Origin of the sequence: Variovorax sp. PBL-H6 (assembly GCF_901827155.1) — a bacterium.
GTDB lineage: Bacteria > Pseudomonadota > Gammaproteobacteria > Burkholderiales > Burkholderiaceae_C > Variovorax.
This window is the reverse complement of the sequence record NZ_LR594659.1, coordinates 4,594,884-4,614,180: the sequence shown is the minus strand read 5'-3', so window position 1 is coordinate 4,614,180 and position 19,297 is coordinate 4,594,884. Positions and strand designations below refer to the sequence as shown.

General features: G+C 65.9%; 20 protein-coding genes. 15 read left to right on the top strand and 5 right to left on the bottom strand.

From position 1 onward, the window contains the following. The first annotated feature begins 21 nt into the window (after nt 1-21). From G3W89_RS21845 to G3W89_RS21835, 3 genes are all read left to right on the top strand, one after another. Complete coding sequence (locus G3W89_RS21845; RefSeq protein ID WP_162576139.1) at nt 22-744, top strand: helix-turn-helix transcriptional regulator; 723 nt, start codon at nt 22-24, stop codon at nt 742-744. A gap of 334 nt (nt 745-1,078) precedes the next feature. Beyond that, complete coding sequence (locus tag G3W89_RS21840; protein WP_162576138.1) at nt 1,079-1,633, top strand: hypothetical protein; 555 nt, start codon at nt 1,079-1,081, stop codon at nt 1,631-1,633. Then, complete coding sequence (locus G3W89_RS21835; protein WP_162576137.1) at nt 1,611-4,241, top strand: hypothetical protein; 2,631 nt, start codon at nt 1,611-1,613, stop codon at nt 4,239-4,241. Before G3W89_RS21840 ends, G3W89_RS21835 begins: the two co-directional genes overlap by 23 nt. A gap of 17 nt (nt 4,242-4,258) precedes the next feature. Here G3W89_RS21835 and G3W89_RS21830 read toward each other — a convergent pair whose 3' ends face one another. From G3W89_RS21830 to G3W89_RS21820, 3 genes are all read right to left on the bottom strand, one after another. After that, nucleotides 4,259-4,663, bottom strand: a complete 405-nt coding sequence (locus tag G3W89_RS21830) for a hypothetical protein (protein ID WP_232076674.1) — start codon at nt 4,661-4,663, stop codon at nt 4,259-4,261. A 71-nt stretch (nt 4,664-4,734) separates the two neighbouring features. Next, nucleotides 4,735-6,291 (bottom strand): TRAP transporter large permease, encoded by a 1,557-nt coding sequence (locus G3W89_RS21825; protein ID WP_162576135.1) that lies wholly within the window; start codon nt 6,289-6,291, stop codon nt 4,735-4,737. Between the two features lie 36 nt (nt 6,292-6,327). Then, entirely contained in the window at nt 6,328-6,867 is a 540-nt protein-coding gene (locus tag G3W89_RS21820; RefSeq protein ID WP_162576134.1) for a TRAP transporter small permease subunit, read from the bottom strand. 157 nt (nt 6,868-7,024) lie between these two features. Between G3W89_RS21820 and G3W89_RS21815 the strand changes: the two genes are divergently transcribed. Together G3W89_RS21815 and G3W89_RS21810 are read left to right on the top strand one after the other, a co-directional pair. Then, on the top strand, nt 7,025-8,320 hold the full coding sequence (locus G3W89_RS21815; RefSeq protein WP_162576133.1) for an SUMF1/EgtB/PvdO family nonheme iron enzyme: 1,296 nt from the start codon (nt 7,025-7,027) through the stop codon (nt 8,318-8,320). A 52-nt stretch (nt 8,321-8,372) separates the two neighbouring features. After that, complete coding sequence (locus tag G3W89_RS21810; RefSeq protein ID WP_162577593.1) at nt 8,373-9,029, top strand: TetR/AcrR family transcriptional regulator; 657 nt, start codon at nt 8,373-8,375, stop codon at nt 9,027-9,029. A gap of 26 nt (nt 9,030-9,055) precedes the next feature. Here G3W89_RS21810 and paaY read toward each other — a convergent pair whose 3' ends face one another. Continuing rightward, complete coding sequence (paaY, locus tag G3W89_RS21805) at nt 9,056-9,658, bottom strand: phenylacetic acid degradation protein PaaY (RefSeq protein ID WP_162576132.1); 603 nt, start codon at nt 9,656-9,658, stop codon at nt 9,056-9,058. Nucleotides 9,659-9,839: 181 nt separating this feature from the next. Here paaY and G3W89_RS21800 point away from each other — a divergent pair, with 181 nt between their 5' ends. The 10 genes from G3W89_RS21800 (at nt 9,840) to G3W89_RS21755 (ending at nt 18,560) form a co-directional block, all read left to right on the top strand. Beyond that, nucleotides 9,840-10,643: an enoyl-CoA hydratase-related protein gene (locus G3W89_RS21800; RefSeq protein ID WP_162576131.1), complete on the top strand. Its 804-nt coding sequence runs from the start codon at nt 9,840-9,842 to the stop codon at nt 10,641-10,643. A 14-nt stretch (nt 10,644-10,657) separates the two neighbouring features. Then, a complete protein-coding gene (gene paaI / locus G3W89_RS21795) occupies nt 10,658-11,095 on the top strand; it encodes a hydroxyphenylacetyl-CoA thioesterase PaaI (protein WP_162576130.1) in 438 nt (145 codons plus the stop codon). A gap of 34 nt (nt 11,096-11,129) precedes the next feature. Continuing rightward, complete coding sequence (paaK, locus tag G3W89_RS21790) at nt 11,130-12,449, top strand: phenylacetate--CoA ligase PaaK (protein ID WP_162576129.1); 1,320 nt, start codon at nt 11,130-11,132, stop codon at nt 12,447-12,449. Between the two features lie 22 nt (nt 12,450-12,471). Next, nucleotides 12,472-13,479 carry a 1,2-phenylacetyl-CoA epoxidase subunit PaaA gene (paaA, locus tag G3W89_RS21785; RefSeq protein WP_162576128.1) on the top strand — a complete coding sequence of 336 codons (1,008 nt, stop codon included), beginning with the start codon at nt 12,472-12,474 and terminating at the stop codon, nt 13,477-13,479. Continuing rightward, on the top strand, nt 13,476-13,778 hold the full coding sequence (gene paaB / locus G3W89_RS21780) for a 1,2-phenylacetyl-CoA epoxidase subunit PaaB (RefSeq protein ID WP_162576127.1): 303 nt from the start codon (nt 13,476-13,478) through the stop codon (nt 13,776-13,778). Before paaA ends, paaB begins: the two co-directional genes overlap by 4 nt. A gap of 9 nt (nt 13,779-13,787) precedes the next feature. Then, nucleotides 13,788-14,561, top strand: a complete 774-nt coding sequence (gene paaC / locus G3W89_RS21775; RefSeq protein WP_162576126.1) for a 1,2-phenylacetyl-CoA epoxidase subunit PaaC — start codon at nt 13,788-13,790, stop codon at nt 14,559-14,561. After that, nucleotides 14,561-15,094, top strand: coding sequence for a 1,2-phenylacetyl-CoA epoxidase subunit PaaD (paaD, locus tag G3W89_RS21770; protein WP_162576125.1), 534 nt, complete (start codon nt 14,561-14,563; stop codon nt 15,092-15,094). The genes paaC and paaD overlap by 1 nt, the downstream gene beginning before the upstream one ends. A 3-nt stretch (nt 15,095-15,097) precedes the next feature. Beyond that, nucleotides 15,098-16,183, top strand: a complete 1,086-nt coding sequence (gene paaE, locus G3W89_RS21765) for a 1,2-phenylacetyl-CoA epoxidase subunit PaaE (protein ID WP_162576124.1) — start codon at nt 15,098-15,100, stop codon at nt 16,181-16,183. Between the two features lie 33 nt (nt 16,184-16,216). Then, a complete protein-coding gene (locus G3W89_RS21760; RefSeq protein WP_162576123.1) occupies nt 16,217-17,368 on the top strand; it encodes an ABC transporter substrate-binding protein in 1,152 nt (383 codons plus the stop codon). 163 nt (nt 17,369-17,531) lie between these two features. Then, the gene (locus G3W89_RS21755; protein ID WP_162576122.1) at nt 17,532-18,560 is read left to right on the top strand and encodes a branched-chain amino acid ABC transporter permease; all 1,029 of its coding nucleotides are present in this window, start codon (nt 17,532-17,534) and stop codon (nt 18,558-18,560) included. Nucleotides 18,561-18,700: 140 nt separating this feature from the next. Here the strand turns inward: G3W89_RS21755 and G3W89_RS21750 are convergent, their stop codons facing one another. Continuing rightward, the gene (locus G3W89_RS21750; RefSeq protein WP_162576121.1) at nt 18,701-19,072 is read right to left on the bottom strand and encodes a hypothetical protein; all 372 of its coding nucleotides are present in this window, start codon (nt 19,070-19,072) and stop codon (nt 18,701-18,703) included. Nucleotides 19,073-19,297 lie beyond the last annotated feature (225 nt).

The window sequence follows — 19,297 nt, the reverse complement described above, 5'->3', positions numbered from 1 at the left end:
CAGGAGACAGGGAGTCGATCGATGCAACATCTCACAAAGAATGATCTGAAAGCCTGGGTCACCGCCGTGACCCATCCGCTCGCTTCGGCCGACAGCCTGACTGCATGGCTCGAAGGGCCGCTGCGAAAGTTCTTCCCGTTCAAGGGTGTCGTGCTCGGGCACGGAGAGCTCGTTGCGGGGCAACTCAATGTCACGCACATGCTTGCCACAGGCCACGACGATGCTTACCTGCGTCAGCTTCCGACCACCTTCGAGCTGAACCAGCGCGGGTCCTTGAGGTGGTGGTTCTCGAGCCGGCAACCCTTCCACATCAACCCGAAGAATCCATCCGAGCATGCAAGCGCCTTCGAGCTCGACGAGATCGAGCGCTTCGGCTTCGGCAATGTGGCGGGGCACGGTGTGCTCAACGTCAAGGCCAATGCGGGAATCTATTTCGGCTTTGCTGGCGTCAGGGAGCCGCTGGGCGACTGGCACCTCGAAGCGCTGACGCTGATTGCGCCGGTGCTCAATGACCTGATGCTGTCCCACATCGCGCTGACGCTGCCTGCAGTGGCGAGTGGGCTCGATGGATTGACGCCGAGGCAAAAGGAAATCGTGCGGCAACTGGCCGCCGGCAAGAGCAACAAGGGCATCGCGCAGTCGATCGGGGGGATCACCGAAAAGAGCGTTCGCAATCAGCTGGCGAAGGTTTATGCGCGCGTGGGCGTGTGCAAGAGGACAGAGCTCATTGCTTTGCTTAGATAGAAGGACAACGAGGGTTTGGGAGGGACATTTGTCATCTATGCGCGGAGCAGGAATTGCGAGAGCATCGCCCACTTTGTCGATGTCAGGGGAAGAATCAAATGGACTCAGGGATCGGAGGGCGTTGCAGCAATCTTGTCGGGCAAGGGGGCATGAGGTGAACTGGCTCGGGCCATCGCGGATTCTGCGTGTGCTGGCTGCGGCAGGAGCAACCGCGCTTGCTCCGGACGCTTGGGGTCAAGCAATCGGGCCGCCTGGTGTTGAAACGCCGGCGTCGGGAGCTGCGACTTTCGAGGGCAGGAGCATCGCAACTGAATTACCTCTTGAACTCCAGCAAATGATCGATGCTGCCAGGCACTTGCATGAGGTGCCTGGGCTGATCCTCAACAGAGAGTCGATCGAGAAGACATTGGGTGCGAGGCTGATCGTCTCGAAGCCAACATCAAACAGCCGGGGCGATCGAATTCTGGTTGAACCGTTTGTCAAGGAGGGGCCATTGACAGGCACCTTCTGGAAAGGACGCTTGGCTTACTTTGAATACAAGGAGTCCGGCACCTGGAGCATGACGATCGAGTTGGGCTACGCGCAAAGCCGCGATGATCCCGGAATCATGTGTTATCCGTCGCGCCTGCTGGAGGCGTACTGGGGAAAGCCATTCAGGTATCGGCCACAGGACGTCCATGCGCAGTTGCGAGAGTGGACATTGCCACCGGGCGTTCCGCCAACCGGCCCACATGATGGACGCCCCTACACCGCAGAGTTTCGCGCGCCGCACAAGAGCAGCGGGAGCGTGAGCTTCCATCTCGGCCGCGGCGGTTGTTTAGACAGCATTTCGATAGGCAATTTGTTCATGCTTAGGGAGTACAAAGATGACCGCATTTACCACGAGTGACCTGATCTTCGATCGAATCAAGTCTGCTGAGGGAGCGGATTTGACGGCGCTACAGAACTTTGTGAATGCACTCAACCGAGATACTTACGCCAACGCACAGGTCAGTGCAATGGTCAGTCGAGGTGATGCTGTATTTGAGCTGGTCAGTCACGCCAGACTTGAGGAGAACCGGGCCGCGGCGATGTATGACTCTGGTCGTGACTCGGATCTTTTCGTGCGCCGTGGCGGCAAGTTCGCCGTCCAACTCGATCAAGACTGGTTCGTCAACCGCACCACAACAGTCGATGGCCACGCTGTTGTCATCCAAGCTGCGGCCTGGGCTACCTCCATCGGTGCATCCACCCGCATGGGCCTCACGGTCCACGAGGTCCAGCACAACGCCAGCCAGAACTGGTACGACGAAGCCTACCGCCTTCGCGATACCAGCCCCGCCACCTACCACCCCGCGTTAACGGGCGCAGGGCGTGCGGCCGCTTCTGTCGAACTGATGATGAGGGCCGAAGCGGCCGGCTGGTATGCCGACCTGCAGACGTTGCGCTCGCTGCGCGATTCCGGCGAGATGACACCTACCGAGTACCACATGCGCACACAGGAAGGTACCATCTACGCAAACCTGATGGACGCGGAGCTGAGCGGCAGGGCGATGGGCTATTCCGGCACGGCGCTCGCAAGCTATGTGGCCGAGCATGCGCAGGGCTCATTGCCCTCGAACTACGTGGCCAACTACACCAGCGACGAGGTCATCCGAGACTATGACTCCTCCGGTCGCCTGATCCAGGTCATCGAGACCGATGGAGCGCACAACGATGCCGGCTACGGCACCCGCGTCACCACCTACGACGTTCAGGGCCGCATAGATTCGATCGACGTACGTCGCGACGACGGCACCCGCGACACGACCGACTACGACCAGAACGGCACGCGACTCTGGAGCCGCATCGAGTCGCGCTTCGACGCCCAGGGTCGCGAGGACTACGCCACTACTTTCATCGACGACGGCAGCCGGATCGTTTACGACTACGACCAAACCAACGCCCGCGGCGACAGGACATCGCAGACGTGCATTGACGCCCAAGGCCGCACCGACTCGACTTACGTGATCCAGGACGATGGCAGTGTGGACTCGACCGACTACGACCAGACCAATGTTCGCGGCGACCGCACATCGCAGACGCACGTCGACGCCCAAGGCCGCACCGATTGGGTCTACGTGACCCAGGATGACGACAGTGTGGACTCGACTGACTACGACCAAACCAACGTCCGCGCTGACCGCGCATCGCAGACGCACTTCGACGCCCAAGGCCGCGCCGATTGGACCTACGTGACCCAGGATGACGGCAGCGTGGACTCGATCGACTACGACCAGACCAATGTCCGCGGCGACCGCACATGGCAGACGCACATGGATGCTCAAGGCCGTACCGATTGGACTTACGCCACTTTGGATGACGGCAGCGTGGACTGGGCGGACTATGACCAGACCGGCGCGCGCGCGGACAGCATCTCACAGAGTCACATGGACGCCCAAGGCCGCCTGGACTGGACCTATGTCAGCCAGGACGATGGCAGCCGCGACTGGACGGACTATGACCAGACCGGCGTGCGCGCGGACAGCATCTCGCAGTCCCATACGGATAGCCAGGGCCTTCTCGACTGGACCTATGTCACCCAGGATGACGGCAGCTGCGACTGGGCGGACTATGACCAGACCGGCGCGCGCGCGGACAGCATCTCACAGTCCCACACAGATGCCCAAGGCCGTCTTGACTGGACCTATGTGACCCAGGATGACGGTAGCCGTGACTGGACCGACTACGACCAGAACAACGAGCGTGGCGACAGTATCTGGCAGAACCGCACCGACGCGTGGGGACGCGAAGATTGGGCAAGCATCACTCTCGACGACGGAAGCCGCAACTGGTACGACTACGACCAGGACGGCTCACAGGCCTGGAGTCGGGTCGAATCCCGTTTCGATGCCTGGGGCCGCGAGGACTACGCCGATCTGTACCTGGACAACGGCAGCCGCGAGCGCCACGACTACGATCAAGTGGGCAGCCAGAGTTGGAGTGCGGTTGTGTCGCATTTCGACGCGAGGGGGCGCGAAGACTTTGCCGACATGTCCATGGACGACGGGACGCGTGACCGATACGACTATGACCAGGACGGCACGCAAGACTGGACGCGCGTGATGTCCCATTTCGACGCCTGGGGGCGTGAGGATGAAGCCACCGTTTTCATGGACAACATGACGCGCATACGCTGCGACTACGACCAGGACAATACGAAGCCGTGGAGCAGGGTCGAACAGCATTTCACCACGTGGGGCTATGAGTCCACTGCCGATGTTTTCAACGATGACGGCAGCCGGATGCGGATCGAGTATCTCGACGTCGGCCTCAGGATGGTCACCACGTTCAATGCTTTCGGCCTGCAGGTATATAGGGAGGCGCAGGTCGATAGCCCGCACCTCCCGCCGCCACCGCCATTGTTCTACGGCCGCCCGACGGAGTCTCCTTCTCCGCCGCCGTACCATGACCCTTACGATCCTTATCCCAACGCTCATGTCGACGTCGGGCCGCTTGCGCCTTCAGGGGACTGGTAAGTGCAACGATCGGCGCCTCAGCCTGGCCGTTGCGCTGAAGACGCGCCTCTGTCCAGAGCCATCCGCTCAGCCACCCGTTCGGCAAACCCAGTCAACAACCGCGCATCGGAAGAGTGGAACCAGGTGACCGTGGGGCCTTGCCGCACCAGCAGCCGCGGCGCGACGATGCGGTCGACCCAGCGCCAATGCACCAGCTTGAGCTGCGTGACCTTGCCCGCGTCCGCTCGCCGGTTCCAGATCCAGGTCTGCGTCAGCACGTCGCCTTCGAGCCGGGTGCGGCTGTAGACGATCCAGTAGCCGACCCACACGATGCAGACCGCTGCGCCGGCGAACAGCAGCAGGCTGGGCGTCGACCACTCGGCGCTTCGCAGCGCGGGCAGGCTCCACAGGCCGAAGGCGATCAGGTCGACGACGAGAAGCACGGCCAGGATCCGCACCAAAGGCGGATACGCGGGGCTCTCGAGCGGTGTACCCCAGTCCGCCTCGGCGGGGCTCACTGCTTGCCGTCAGCCCCGGGCGCCGGGGCGGGCGCCTCGGGCTCGGGCTCGGGCATCGGCAGCGCGTCGGGCTCGCCGGACTTCCTGTTGCCGAACGGGTCGTCCATGTTGATGCCGCTGTTGCCGGGCCCCATCAGGTCGGCCGGCATCTCCAGCTTGACCTTGTCCACGTCGACCACGACCTTCTTGTCGAGGAAGACGGTGACGGTCTGCGGAAAGAAAATCACGATGCCGACCAGCAGCAGCTGCAGGCCGACCCACGGAATGGCGCCGAGATAGATGTCGCGCGAATCGACCTTGCGCGGCAGCGCGCCATTCTTGAACAGCGTGTCGGCAATGCCCCGCAGATAGAACAGCGCAAAGCCGAAGGGCGGGTGCATGAACGAGGTCTGCATGTTCACGCACAGCAGCACGCCGAACCACACCATGTCGATGCCCAGCTTGGCCGCGACCGGCCCGAGCATCGGCAGGATGATGAAGGCGATCTCGAAGAAGTCGAGGAAAAAGGCCAGGAAGAAGACGAAGACGTTGACCGCGATCAGGAAGCCGATCTGCCCGCCTGGCAGGCCGGAGAGCATGTGCTCGATCCACCTGGCACCGTCAACCCCCTGGAACACCAGCGAGAACACGCGCGAGCCGATCAGGATGAAGACCACCATGGCGGTGAGCCGCATGGTGCCGTTCATCGCGTCCTTGAGCATCGGCCAGTTCAGCCGCCGGTGGATGGCGGCCAGGACCAGCGAACCCACAGCGCCCATTGCGCCGGCCTCGGTCGGCGTTGCGATGGCGTGGTCCATGAAGGGCAGGCCGCCCATCGAGCCCAGCACCGCGAAGATCAGGATGGCCGAGGGGATGATGCCGCGCAGGCACTTGGCCCACAGCGCCCAGCCCTGCAGCGTGCGCGCCGAGGCCGGCACACCGGGCACGTAGCTGGGGCGGACGCGCGAGACCAGGAAGGTGTAGATCGCGAAGATCGCCACCTGCAGGATCGACGGGCCCCAGGCGCCCTTGTACATCTGGCCCACGTCGGTGCCGAGCTGGTCGGCCATCACGATCAGCACCAGCGAAGGCGGCACCAGCTGCGTGATGGTGCCCGAGGCCGCCAGCACGCCCGTGGAGTAGCGCATGTTGTAGCCGTAGCGCATCATCACCGGCAGCGAGATCATCGCCATCGCGATCACCTGTCCGGCCACGGTGCCGGTGATGGCGCCGAGGATGAAGCCCACGATGATCACCGAGTAGCCCAGGCCGCCGCGCACGGGGCCGAAGAGCTGGCCCATGGAGTCGAGCATGTCCTCGGCCAGGCCGCACTTCTCGAGCACCGCGCCCATCAGCGTGAAGAAGGGAATCGCCAGGAGCGTCTCGTTGGACAGGATGCCGAACACGTTGAGCGGCAGGTTGGCCATGAAGCCCGGCGGGAACCAGCCCATCTCGATCGCAACAAAGCCGCTGAGCAGGCCGAGCGCCGACAGCGAGAACGCCACCGGAAAGCCGATCAGCATGATCACCACCAGCCCCGCAAACATGATCGGGGCGAAATTTTCCATCTGCATTTCTTGTCCTGGGAAGCGGTGCGGTTGGGGGGGTGCTTATTGCACCGGCTTCTCGTAGTGCGTATCCATCTTGATCAGGCCGCGCAGGTAGGCGACGCGCTTGATCACCTCGGCCACGCCCTGCAGGAACACGGCGCCGAAACCCACGGGCATCATCAACGCCGCCGGCCAGCGGATCAGGCCACCGATGTTTCCGGACATCTCGCCGCTCCTCAGCATGCCGAGGAAGAAGGGGAGGGTGAGCCAGAACAGCAGGCCCATGACCGGCAGCAGGAAACAGATCAGGCCGAAGAGATCGACGTAGACCGGCCCGTTGCGCTTGAGCTTGCCGTAGATGATGTCCACCCGCACGTGCTCGTTGAGCTTGAGCACCAGCGGCGCGCCGAGCATCACCGTGGCGGCGAACAGGTACCACTGGATCTCGAGCCACGCATTGGAGCTCAAATCGAGTCCGTAGCGCACGAAGGCGTTGCCTGCGGAGATCAAGGAGGCGGCGAGGACGGCCCATGCCGCGAGCTTGCCGAGCTGGGCGCTGATCCAGTCCATGGCCAGCGCGAACTTGAGGAATGCGGACAAGGTATGTCTCTTTGGGGTGGTTCGGCGCCAGTCGGGTAGGGTCGGCGCAAAGCCCGGAATGTTAACTCGCCGCCGCAGAACGCCCGCTCGCGCACTCGGCGGGTTTACCCTGCGAAGTCCCCCCGTGTCGCGCGAGGGCGGTGGCCATAATGAGCGCATGCCTTCGAGTCCGCCGTCCCGCCCGCCTTTCGGCAGCTCCGGCCCGCCTCCCCATGCCATCGACTCGCCAGACATGCGGCGCGCGGGCCGCGAGCTGCTCTCGCTGGCACTGATCGACGCGCGCAACCACACGCTGCACCTTCTCTCGCTCTACGAGCAGGCGCTGGGCTCCCAGAGCCTCGCGGTGCCGCGGCAGGAAGGCATCGATCCGCCGCTCTGGCTGGCCGGCCACATCGGCTGGTTCTCCGAATGGTGGATTGCGCGCAACACGCAGCGCGCCTTCGGCGCCGACTGTCCTGTGCGGCCGACGCGGCTGGCCGCCATCGAGCCGCAGGCCGATGCATGGTGGAACCCGTCGCAGGTCGAGGCCAAGGCGCGCTGGTCGCCGGAGCTGCCCGATCTCTCGATGACCAAGGCTTACCTGCTCGAGACACTGGAGAGCACGCTTGAACTTCTGGAGCATGCGGTCGAGACCGATGCCGGCCTTTACTTCTACCGCTTGGCGCTGTTCCACGAAGACCTGCGTGGCGAGCAACTGGTCGTGATGGCGCAGACCCTCGGTCTGCCGCTGGGCATCGAGGCCCGAGCGGCGCCGGTGGAACACCAGCCGTTGCTGCTGCCCGCCACCGCCTGGACGCTCGGGCTCCACGAGTCCGGCTTTGGCTTCGCGCAGGAGCGCGGCCAACGCATGCTGCAAGTTCCGGAGTTCGAGATCGATGCGCAGCCCATCACCTGGAGCCAGTACGTGGAGTTCGTCGACGACGGTGGCTACGACCGCGAAGCGCTGTGGCTGCCGGGCGGGCTGGCCTGGCTCGCTGCCCAGACGGAGGGACGCCGTGGCCCCCGCCATGTGGAGCAGATCGGCGCCGCGCGGCGTGGCGGCGGCGGCTCTGTGCTGCAGCAGCGCTTCGGCCGCCCCGTGCGCGCGGCCGGCAACCAGAGCGCGGTGCATGTGAGCTGGTGGGAGGCCGATGCCTGGTCGCGCTGGGCCGGGCGCCGGCTCGTGACCGAGATCGAATGGGAGATCGCCGCCCATACCGCCGTGCGGCACGGCTTCCGCTGGGCCGATGTGCACGAGTGGACCGCCGGCACCCTGCGGCCCTGGCCTGGCTTCCGCGCCGACCCCTGGAGCGCAGGCACCGAGTTCGATCCGCAGCCTGCCTTCGGCACGGCGCGCGTGCTGCGCGGCGCTTCCACCGCCACCCGCGCACGCCTGCGTTCACCGAAGCGACGCGGCTTCGCCTGGCCGGAGCGGGATGACGGGTTCTTCGGGTTCCGGACCTGCGCGCTCTAGCGGCGTGCCATCATCGGCGCCGGCACAACATCGACGGAAAGGGCGCTTGCGGATGGCTCGCGTGCGTGACCCGGCTGGCTACGACGGCCAGCGAGAAATGATTCTTTCGAACGCGGCACAGCTGTTCGCGCAGCGCGGCTATGCGGGCACGTCGATGAACGAAGTGGCCGCGGCTTGCGGCGTTTCCAAGGCGACGCTCTACCACTACGTGCGCGACAAGCACGACCTCGCCGTGCGCATCGCCGAAGAGCACGTGCAGCGCCTCGAAACGGTGGTGGATGAAGTGCTGCGCGAACACGAGACGCCCGAGGCCCGCCTCGGTGCGCTGATCCGCAGCTTCGTGGCCGAATACGCGATGGCGCAGAACGCCCAGCGCGTGCTGACCGAAGACGTGCGCTTTCTGCGAGAAGAGGATCAGCAGCGCATCGTCGGCGTCGAGCGGCGCGTGGTCGCTGCCTTCGCGCGCACCATTGCCGAAGTGCGCGGCGAGGATCCGGCGAGCAAGCTCGGCAAGCCGATGGCGATGCTGCTCTTCGGCATGATCAACTGGATGTTCACCTGGATGAAGCCCGGCCGCGAGCTCGACCACGAGGCGATCGGCGAGATCGTCGCCGACCTGTTCTTCGGCGGCGTGCGGGCGGTGGAACTGCCGCCGGCGTTGGCCCCGAAGGGCGAGCGCGCAGTGGCCGGTGCGCGCAAGCTGCGTTGAGGAGCGATTAGAAAGAGACAGCGGGCTCAGCCGCGCCGCGTGGCGATCAGCGGACGCACGTCAGGCGACTGCAGGCGCGGCCGGTTCTCTTCCGCCGCGGCCAGGGGCTGCACCTCGACCAGGCTCGCGAGGCAGCGCTTGGTGAGGTCCTGGTAGGTCCGCGTGCCTTCCTGCTTCCACGCGACCTCTTCATCGCCGAGCTGGCGCCGTACGCGGGCCGGCACGCCCGTCACCAGACTGCGCGCGGGCACCTTCATGCCGGCTGGCACGAAGGCGCAGGCCGCGACGAAGGCGGATTCGCCGATCTCGGCCTCGTCCATCACCACCGCGTTCATGCCCACCAACGCATCGCGCCGCACCACGCAACTGTGCAGCACCGCGCCGTGGCCGATATGGCCGTCCTCCTCGACCACGGTGTCCTGGTCCGGGAAGCCGTGGATCACGCAGTTGTCCTGCACGTTGGCGCCGCGCTCGAGCACGATGCGCCCGAAGTCGCCTCGCAGGCTGGCGCAAGGGCCGACGTAGCAGCCAGGCCCCACGATCACGTCGCCTATCAGAACGGCGGTGGGGTGCACGTAGGCGCCGGGGTCGACGACCGGCACCACGCCTTCGAGCGCATAACAGGGCATGAGATCCGTTCCCTCACGATTGGAAGACAGGTCGACGCGCGCTCGCCCTCAGGGTTAGTACCGAAGGCGAAAGCTTGCGCGGGCGAGATCGCGAATCCTATAATCAACCGAACGGTCGGTCAATTATTCGAGACATCCTGCGGCCGATGGCCTGCCGTCAACCCCACCAGCAGCAACCACGATGAACGAACCCTTGGTACGTAGCACGCAATCGGGCGCCGTGCGCACGCTCCAGCTCAACCGGCCGGAGGCGCTCAACAGTTTTACCTCGCAGCTGCATGCCGCGCTCATGGCTGCGCTCGACGAAGCCGCGGACGATTCCGCGGTGCGCTGTGTCGTGCTGGGCGGCGTGGGTCGCGCCTTCTGTGCCGGCCAGGACCTGTCCGACCCGATGGTGGCGCCGGACTTCACGCCCGGCGCCACCCCCAAGGACCTGGGCCACGTGATCGAGTCGCTGTACGCGCCGCTCGTCCTGCGCATCCGCTCGATGCCGGTGCCGGTGATCGCCGAGGTGCATGGCGTCGCGGCCGGCGCCGGCGCCAATCTTGCGCTGGCCTGCGACCTCGTGATCGCCGGCCGCTCAGCGAGCTTCATCCAGGCCTTCACCAAGATCGGCCTGGTGCCCGACACCGGCGGCAGCTGGCTGCTGCCGCGCCTGGTCGGGCAGGCGCGCGCGCTGGGCCTCGCCCTGCTGGGCGACAAGCTGCCGGCGGCCGAGGCGGCGCAAATGGGCCTGATCTGGAAGTGTGTGGAGGACGACGAGCTCAGCCTCGCCGTCGAGTCGCTGGCGCAGCGCCTGGCCGCCATGCCGGTGCGCGCGCTGGTCGCCACGCGCAAGGCGCTGGCCGATGCACAGGCGCTGGACCTGCCCGCCGCGATGGCGCGCGAGGCCGCGATGCAGCGCGAGCTCGGTGCCGCTGCCGACTACCGCGAAGGCGTGGAGGCTTTCCGCGGCAAGCGCCTGCCGCAGTTCAACGACCGTTGAAAAAGCTTCGACCGATGAGCGACACCCACGCCCAGAACACCGCCGAACGCGTGCGCGATGCCATGTTCGCCAGGGACCGCGCCGTGCGCGGCCTCGGCATGGAGATCGAGGCCATCGCACCCGGCCGCGCCGACGTCACCATGACCGTGCGCGAAGACATGCTCAACGGCCACGACATCTGCCATGGCGGCTTCATCTCGGCCCTGGCCGATTCGGCCTTCGCCTATGCCTGCAACTCCTACAACGAGGTCACCGTCGCATCCGGCTTCGGCATCGACTTCGTTGCACCGGCGCGTGAGGGCGATCGGCTGCTTGCGCGCTGCGTCGAGGTCTCGAAGACAGGCCGCACGGGCGTCTACGACACCGAGGTGCTGAACCAGCGCGGCGAGCGGGTCGCGGTGTTCCGCGGGCGTTCCTACACTCTCAAGGGCAAGCCGGTCGCACCGGCGTGAATCGCAACAGCCCCCAGGATTTGAGGAGATTTCCATGCCCGCCCGACGCCCTTCGCCCGGTGATCTCGAACCCATCGAAACCGCGAGCCGCGACGAGATCGCCGCGCTTCAGCTGCAGCGCCTCCAGGCCACCCTGCAGCGCGCCTACGACAAGGTGCCGCACTACCGTCAGGCCTTCGATGCACGCGGCGTGCATCCGGGCGACCTGAAGCAGCTGAGCGACGTCGCGAAGTTTCCTTTCACCGTCAAGAAGGACTTGCGCGACAACTATCCCTTCGGCATGTTCGCCGTGCCGCGCGAGCAGGTGGCCCGCATCCACGCTTCCTCGGGCACCACCGGCAAGCCGACCGTCGTGGGGTACACCCTGCAGGACATCGAGCATTGGGCCAACCTCGTGGCGCGTTCGATCCGCGCCGCAGGCGGGCGGGCCGGCGACATCGTGCACGTGGCCTACGGCTACGGTCTTTTCACAGGCGGCCTGGGCGCGCACTACGGCGCCGAGCGCGCCGGCTGCACCGTGATCCCGATGTCAGGCGGCCAGACCGAGAAGCAGGTGCAGCTGATCCGCGACTTCCGGCCCGACATCATCATGGTCACGCCCAGCTACATGCAGGTGATCATCGAGGAGTTCCAGCGCCAGGGGCTGGATGCCCGCGAGAACTCGCTCAAGGTCGGCATCTTCGGCGCCGAGCCGTGGACCGAGGCCATGCGCCGCGAGATCGAGCACAAGGGCGGCATGGACGCAGTCGACATCTACGGCCTGTCGGAGGTGATGGGCCCCGGCGTGGCCAGCGAATGCATCGAGAGCAAGGACGGGCCGGTCGTGTGGGAAGACCATTTCTATCCCGAGATCATCGACCCCGAGACCGGCGAGGTGCTGCCTGACGGCGAAGAGGGCGAGCTGGTCTTCACCTCGCTCACCAAGGAGGCGCTGCCGATCGTGCGCTACCGCACGCGCGACCTCACGCGCCTCTTGCCGCCCACCTCGCGCAGCTTCCGCCGCATGGGCAAGATCGTCGGGCGCAGCGACGACATGCTGATCATCCGTGGCGTCAATGTGTTCCCCACGCAGATCGAGGAGATCGTGCTTGCGCACGAGAAGCTTTCGGGCCAGTACCTGATCAAGGTAGGCCGCGAGGGCCACCTGGACCATGTGGAAGTGCGCTGCGAGCTGCAGCAGGGCGCCGCCGGCATCCCCGATGCCGAGTGCGACCAGATCGCCCAATGGGTGCAGCAGCGCGTCAAGACCCTGGTCGGCATCTCGACCGCGGTGCTGGTGCAGCCCCCCGCCACGCTCGAACGCACGCTGACCGGCAAGGCCCGGCGCGTGATCGACGAACGCCCCAAGACCTGAGAGTTTGCTGAAAGGACACGCCATGTACACCCAAGCGATGGACACCATGGGCAAGGACAAGGACGGCCCCAAGGCCGTGCGCTCGGCCGAGGAGATGCGCCTGCAGCAGCGCTTCGACGATCGCATCGATGCCGGCGATTTCATCGAGGCCAAAGACTGGATGCCCGAGCACTACCGCAAGACGCTGGTGCGCCAGATCAGCCAGCATGCGCATTCCGAGATCGTCGGCATGCTGCCCGAGGGCAACTGGATCAGCCGCGCCCCCACGCTGAAACGAAAGGCCATCCTGCTGGCCAAGGTCCAGGATGAGGGAGGCCATGGCCTCTACCTGTACGCCGCCGCCGAGACCCTGGGCACCAGCCGCGACCAGATGCTGGACGCGCTGCACAGCGGCAAGGCCAAGTACAGCTCGATCTTCAACTACCCCACGCTGACCTGGGCCGACATGGGCACCATCGGCTGGCTGGTCGACGGCGCGGCGATCATGAACCAGGTGCCGATCTGCCGCTGCTCGTATGCGCCCTATGCACGCGCCATGATCCGCATCTGCCGCGAGGAGAGCTTCCATCAGCGCCAGGGCTACGAGGCGCTGCTGACGATGATGCAGCACGGTACCGAGGCCCAGAAGGCGATGGTGCAGGACGCGGTCAACCGCTGGTGGTGGCCCTCGATCATGATGTTCGGTCCGCCCGACGACCAGTCGCCCAACAGTGCGCAGTCGATGCGCTGGGGCATCAAGCGCTTCACCAACGACGAGCTGCGCCAGAAGTTCATCGATGCCGCTGTCGAGCAGGCCAAGGTGCTGGGCGTGACCCTGCCCGACCCCGACCTGAAGTGGAACGAGGAGCGCCAGGCGAACGACCATGGGCTGATCGACTGGGCCGAGTTCTGGCGGGTGATCGGCGGTGACGGGCCCTGCAACCGCGAGCGGCTCGGCGCGCGGGTGAAGGCCTGGGATGAGGGCGCCTGGGTGCGCGATGCCGCGCTGGCCCATGCGCGCAAGCAACATCATCTGAAGGAAGCAGCATGATCGACGCGACCGCAACCGAACATGAGTGGCCGCTTTGGGAAGTGTTCGTCCGCAGCAAGGCCGGCCTGGACCACAAGCATTGCGGCAGCCTGCATGCGCCCGACCCCAAGATGGCGCTCCAGATGGCACGAGACGTCTACACGCGGCGCCAGGAAGGCGTCAGCGTCTGGGTGGTGCGCTCCGACCAGATCGTCGCCAGCGACCCCGGCGACAAGGACATGTTCTTCGACCCGGCGGAAGACAAGGTCTACCGCCATCCGACCTTCTACGCCTTGCCGAAATCGGTCGACCACATGTGACGTGACGCCATGCAAGCATCCATCGAACTCGACCGCAGCCCCGCCGTGCAGTACCTGCTGCGCATCGGCGATACCTGCCTGATCCTCGCGCAGCGCCTCGGCGAATGGTGCGGCCACGCGCCCGTGCTGGAAGAGGACATCGCCATGACCAACATGGCGCTCGACCTCGTGGGCCAGGCGCGTGCGCTGCTGACCCGCGCCGGCCAGATCGAAAGCCGCGCGCACGATGAAGACCAGTTGGCCTTCCTGCGCGACGAGCGCGACTACTTCAACCCCACGCTGGTCGAACTGCCGCGCGGCGACTTCGCCTTCAGCGTGCTTCGCAACGCGATGGCCGCGACGCTGCTCAAGCTGCTGTGGGAAAGGCTTGAATCCTCGAGCGATGCCGAGGTGGCAGCCATTGCGGCCAAGGCCATCAAGGAAGCGCGCTACCACCAGCAGCATGCGGCCGACTGGGTGGTGCGCCTGGGCGACGGCACCGACGAATCGCATTCGCGCATGGAGGCTGCGCTGACCCAGCTGTGGCGCTATGTGCCCGAGCTCTTCGCGTCGGACGCCATCGACGAGGAGGCGCGCGCCAGCGGCCTGGGGCCGGCCTGGTCCGAGCTGCGGGAAGCCTGGTTTGCCGAGATGGGTTCGGTGCTCGAGGAGGCCACGCTCGCCATGCCGGCCGAATCCGCCTTCCTGAGCACCGGCAAGCGCGGCCTGCACAGCGAGCACATGGGCTACATCCTCGCCGAAATGCAGTTTCTGCAGCGCGCCTATCCCGGCGGGGTGTGGTGATGGATGCGCTGCGCCTTCCTGCTGCTGAAGAGGCTCGGATTGCACGCGCCTGGGAGGTACTGGGCACCGTGCTCGACCCCGAGGTGCCCGCGCTGTCGGTCTGCGACCTGGGCATCGTGCGCGAGATCCTGCCGCGAGAGGAGGGGTTCGAGATCGTGCTGACGCCCACCTATTCCGGCTGCCCCGCCACCGAGGTGATCGAGCGCAGCGTGCTCGAGGCCATCGACGCCGCGGGGCTCGGTCCGGCCCGCGTGACCCTTCGCCGCGCGCCGGCCTGGACCACCGACTGGATCAGCTCCGAAGGCAAGCGCAAGCTGCGCGAATACGGCATCGCGCCGCCAGGCGCAGCGGGCTCGCATGGCGGCGCGGTGCCGATTCGCCTGGTGCGCCGCCCGCCGGCCGCGCCGGTGGCCTGTCCGCGATGCGGAAGCGCCCACACGGAGCGGCTTTCGGCCTTCGGCTCCACCGCGTGCAAGTCGCTCTACCGCTGCCTCGATTGCCGCGAACCCTTCGAGCACTTCAAACCCCTCTGAGCCATGAGCGTCATCTTCCACCCGCTGCGCGTGCGCAGCATCGAGCCCGACACCGCCGAGGCGGTGATCGTCTCCTTCGACGTGCCGGAGGAACTGCGCGGCGTGTTCGGCTTCACCCAGGGCCAGTACCTCACGCTGCGCAAGGAGATCGACGGCCAGGACCTGCGCCGCTCCTACTCCATCTGCGCCGGGGTGGACGACGGCGAGTTGCGGGTCGGCGTGCGCAAGGTGCAGCAGGGCCTGTTCTCCAACTGGATCAACAGCAGCCTCCAGCCCGGCGACACGCTGCAGGTGATGGCGCCACAGGGCCGCTTCTTCGTGCCGATTGAGCCCGACGCACGGCGCCACCACGTAGGCATCGCGGGCGGCAGCGGCATCACGCCCATCCTCTCCATCATGAAGACGGTGCTGGCGCGCGAGCCGCATTCGCGCTTCACTCTCATCTACGGCAACCGGCAGCTCCGGTCCACGATGTTCAAGGAAGAAATCGAGGACCTGAAGAACCGCTACATGACGCGCCTGTCGCTGCAGCTCGTGTTCTCCGACGAGCACACCGACGTGCCCATCAACGCCGGCCTGATGAACCGCGAGAAGATCGCCGAGTTCCTCAGGGGCCTGGTGGCACCCGGCAGCATCGACCACGTCTATGTCTGCGGCCCCTTCCAGATGAACGACGAGGCCGAGGCCGCGCTCCTGGAGGCCGGCGTGCCCGAGGAGCGCATCCACATCGAGCGCTTCGGCCTCGCCCAGTCGCCCAGCGGCACGGTAGGCGCGGTCGTGCACGAGCCGCAGCCGGGCGATGCCGAGACCGCGCGCATCACCATCGTGCGCGACGGTATCGCGCGGGAGATCCCGTACACGCTGGGGCAGCCCAGCATCCTGGACGCGGCGTCTTCCGCCGGCCTGGAGGTGCCGTATTCCTGCACCTCCGGCGTGTGCGGCACCTGCCGCGCCAAGCTCCTGGAAGGGGAAGTGCGGATGGAGCGCAACTTCGCGCTCGACAAGAATGAGGTCGCGGGTGGCTTTATCCTCACCTGCCAGGCACACCCCCTGACCGAGCGCGTGCGGCTGTCCTTCGACGAACGCTGAGCGCACACGTTTTTTCAACTACCGGAGACCTTCATGAGTTCTTTCACCCGCCTCGGCGTGGCACTGCTGTGCGCCATGGCCTTTGCCGCGCACGCCGACATCAATGTCGGCGTCACCTTGTCGGCAACCGGGCCCGCCGCCTCCCTCGGCATTCCCGAAAAGAACACCATCGCACTCATGCCGAAGACCATCGGCGGGCAGAAGATCAACTACATCGTGCTCGACGATGCCTCCGACACCACGGCCGCGGTGTCGAACACGCGCAAGCTGATCAGCGAGAACAAGGTCGACATCGTGCTCGGCTCCACCGTCACGCCCAACTCGCTGGCCATGATCGACGTGGTGGCCGAGGAGAAGGTGCCGATGATTTCGATGGCCGCCTCGTCGCGCATCGTCGAGCCCATGGACGCCAAGCGCAAGTGGGTCTTCAAGACCCCGCAGAACGACATCATGATGTCGCTCGCCATCGCCGAGCACATGGCAGCCAACGGCGTGAAGACGGTCGGCTTCATCGGCTTTTCCGACGCCTACGGCGAAGGCTGGTTCCAGGAATTCACCAAGGCCGCCGAGTTGAGAAAGCTCAAGGTCGTGGCCAACGAGCGCTATGCTCGCAGCGACACCTCGGTCACCGGCCAGACGCTCAAGCTCATCTCCGCCAAGCCCGACGCCGTGCTGATCGCCGGCTCCGGCACCCCGGCCGCTCTGCCGCAGAAGACGCTCAAGGAGCGCGGCTACGCCGGCAAGATCTACCAGACCCACGGCGTCGCCAACTCCGACTTCCTGCGCGTCGGCGGCAAGGACGTCGAGGGCACGCTGCTGCCGTCCGGCCCGATGCTGGTGGCGTCGCAACTGCCCGATTCGCATCCGCTCAAGAAGTCCGCGCTGGCCTACGTCAATGCCTACGAAGCGGCCAACGGCAAGGGCAGCGTGTCGACCTTCGGCGGCCATGCCTGGGATGCCGGCCTGATCATGAACGCCGCGATCCCTGTCGCGCTGAAGAAGGCGCAGCCCGGCACGCCGGCCTTCCGCGCCGCGCTGCGCGATGCGCTGGAAGAGGTGAAGAACGTCCCCGGCGCGCATGGCATCTTCACCATGTCCCCGACTGACCACCTGGGCCTGGACCAGCGCGCGCGCGTGATGGTGAAGATCGAAAACGGCGCCTGGAAGTACCAGCCGCAAGACTAAGCTCGCCCCCAGGTTGGCTCACTTCGTGTAGCCGCCCACCCCTGCCGGGGGCAACACCAGCGGCCCGGCAAAGCCGGTTCCGCGGTGTTTCCCGAAGGGGGCCGCGTTCGTTTTGGAGCAATGAGTCAATGGGAGCCTTGGCGCTCTGCGTCGGAGTGGATGCATGGATTTGCAAATCGCCCTGATCCTGGGGCAGGACGGCATCGTGAACGGCGCGATCTACGGGCTCATGGCCCTGGCCCTGGTGCTGGTGTTCTCCGTGACCCGCGTCATCTTCATCCCGCAAGGGGAATTCGTGGCCTTCAGCGCGCTGTCGGTCGTGGCGCTGCAGGCTGGCCGGGTGCCTGCCACGCTGTGGCTGCTGCTGGTGCTGGCTGCGGCGGCACTCATCGTCGAACTGTGGCGGTGGAAGCGCGGCGTGGCCGTCGATTGGGTTTCGACACTCGCCTGGTGCGTGGTGCTGCCGCTGGTGGCGTGCGCGCTGGTGCTGCTGCTGCGGCCCGAATCGCAGTTCACCCAGACGCTCGCCGCGTTTGCCGTGATCGTGCCGCTGGGCCCGCTGCTCTACCGGCTGGCCTACCGGCCGCTGGCCGATGCGACCGTGCTCACGCTGCTGATCGTGTCGGTGGCGCTGCACGGCGTGCTCGTGGGCCTGGGGTTGCTGTTCTTCGGCGCCGAGGGCTCGCGCACGCCGGCCTTTTCCGAGATGCGGGTAGACCTGGGCGGAGTCGCGGTCACCGGCCAGTCGCTGGTGGTCGTGGCGGTCACGGCTGCGCTGGTGGTCTTGATGTTCCTGTTCTTCGAACGCTCGATCGTGGGCAAGGCGCTGCGCGCGACCGCGATCAATCGTGTCGGTGCTCGGCTGATGGGCATTCCCACCGGGCTTTCGGGCGACCTGAGCTTCGCGCTGGCAGCAGCGATCGGCGCGGTCTCCGGGCTGCTGATCGCGCCGATCACCACCATCTACTACGACACCGGCTTCCTGATCGGGCTGAAAGGCTTCGTGGCGGCGATCGTCGGCGGGCTGGCGAGTTACCCGCTGGCATTGGTGGGGGCGCTGATCGTGGGGCAGCTCGAGGCCTTCTCGTCCTTCTGGGCGAGTGCGTTCAAGGAGGTCTTCGTGTTCACGCTGATCATCCCGGTGCTGTGGTGGCGCTCGTTGAGCAGCCGGCATGTGGAGGATGAGGAATGAGCGCGCTGGTTTCCGATTTGCTCTCTCGGCCTCTGTGGGAGGGTTGGGGCGGCACCGGGGCTCTGATTTGCACGTCTATTTCGATTTGTACTTTGCGCTTGTTCGGAGGCAGGAGCCGGGGGTTCGTCCCGGCGGCCGAGTCACTTTCTTTTGCTTCGCCAAAAGAAAGTAACCAAAGAAAAGGCGACCCCACTGCGCGTGACCCTTCGCTTCGCTACGGGCAACCTGCGGTGCTCGCTTTTCGCGGGGTCCGCGCAAACTCGCCTGCGGCTCAAACACGCGCGGCCCTTTTTCCGCGAAAGGCTCCGCTCCTCGGCACGCGCAGAGGGGATGGGGGACCAGTCGGGCCATTGCTTCGCTCGGCCACCGACGGCCTCGCTGCGCGAGGCCTCGAACAGGTGCGTGCGTATGCGTGCGAACGGGAGCACGCGCATGTGCATCGCTACGAGCACGAGCACGAGCACGAGCACGAGCACGAGCACGAGCACGAGCACGAGCACGAGCACGAGCATGTGCCTGCACCTGTGCGTGTGCGTGTGCGTGTGCGCGAGTGTCGACGTGAGCGAGGACCCAGAGTTCACGCCGATCTGCACTCCACAGAAGGACGCGCCATGGCGCGTTGGAGTTCAAATCCCCTCTGGCCGCGCCGAGGAGCGGAGCTTTTCGCGGATCAGGGCCGCGCGTGTTTGAGCGCAGCGAGTTTGCGCGGACCCCGCGAAAAGCGAGCACCGCAGGTT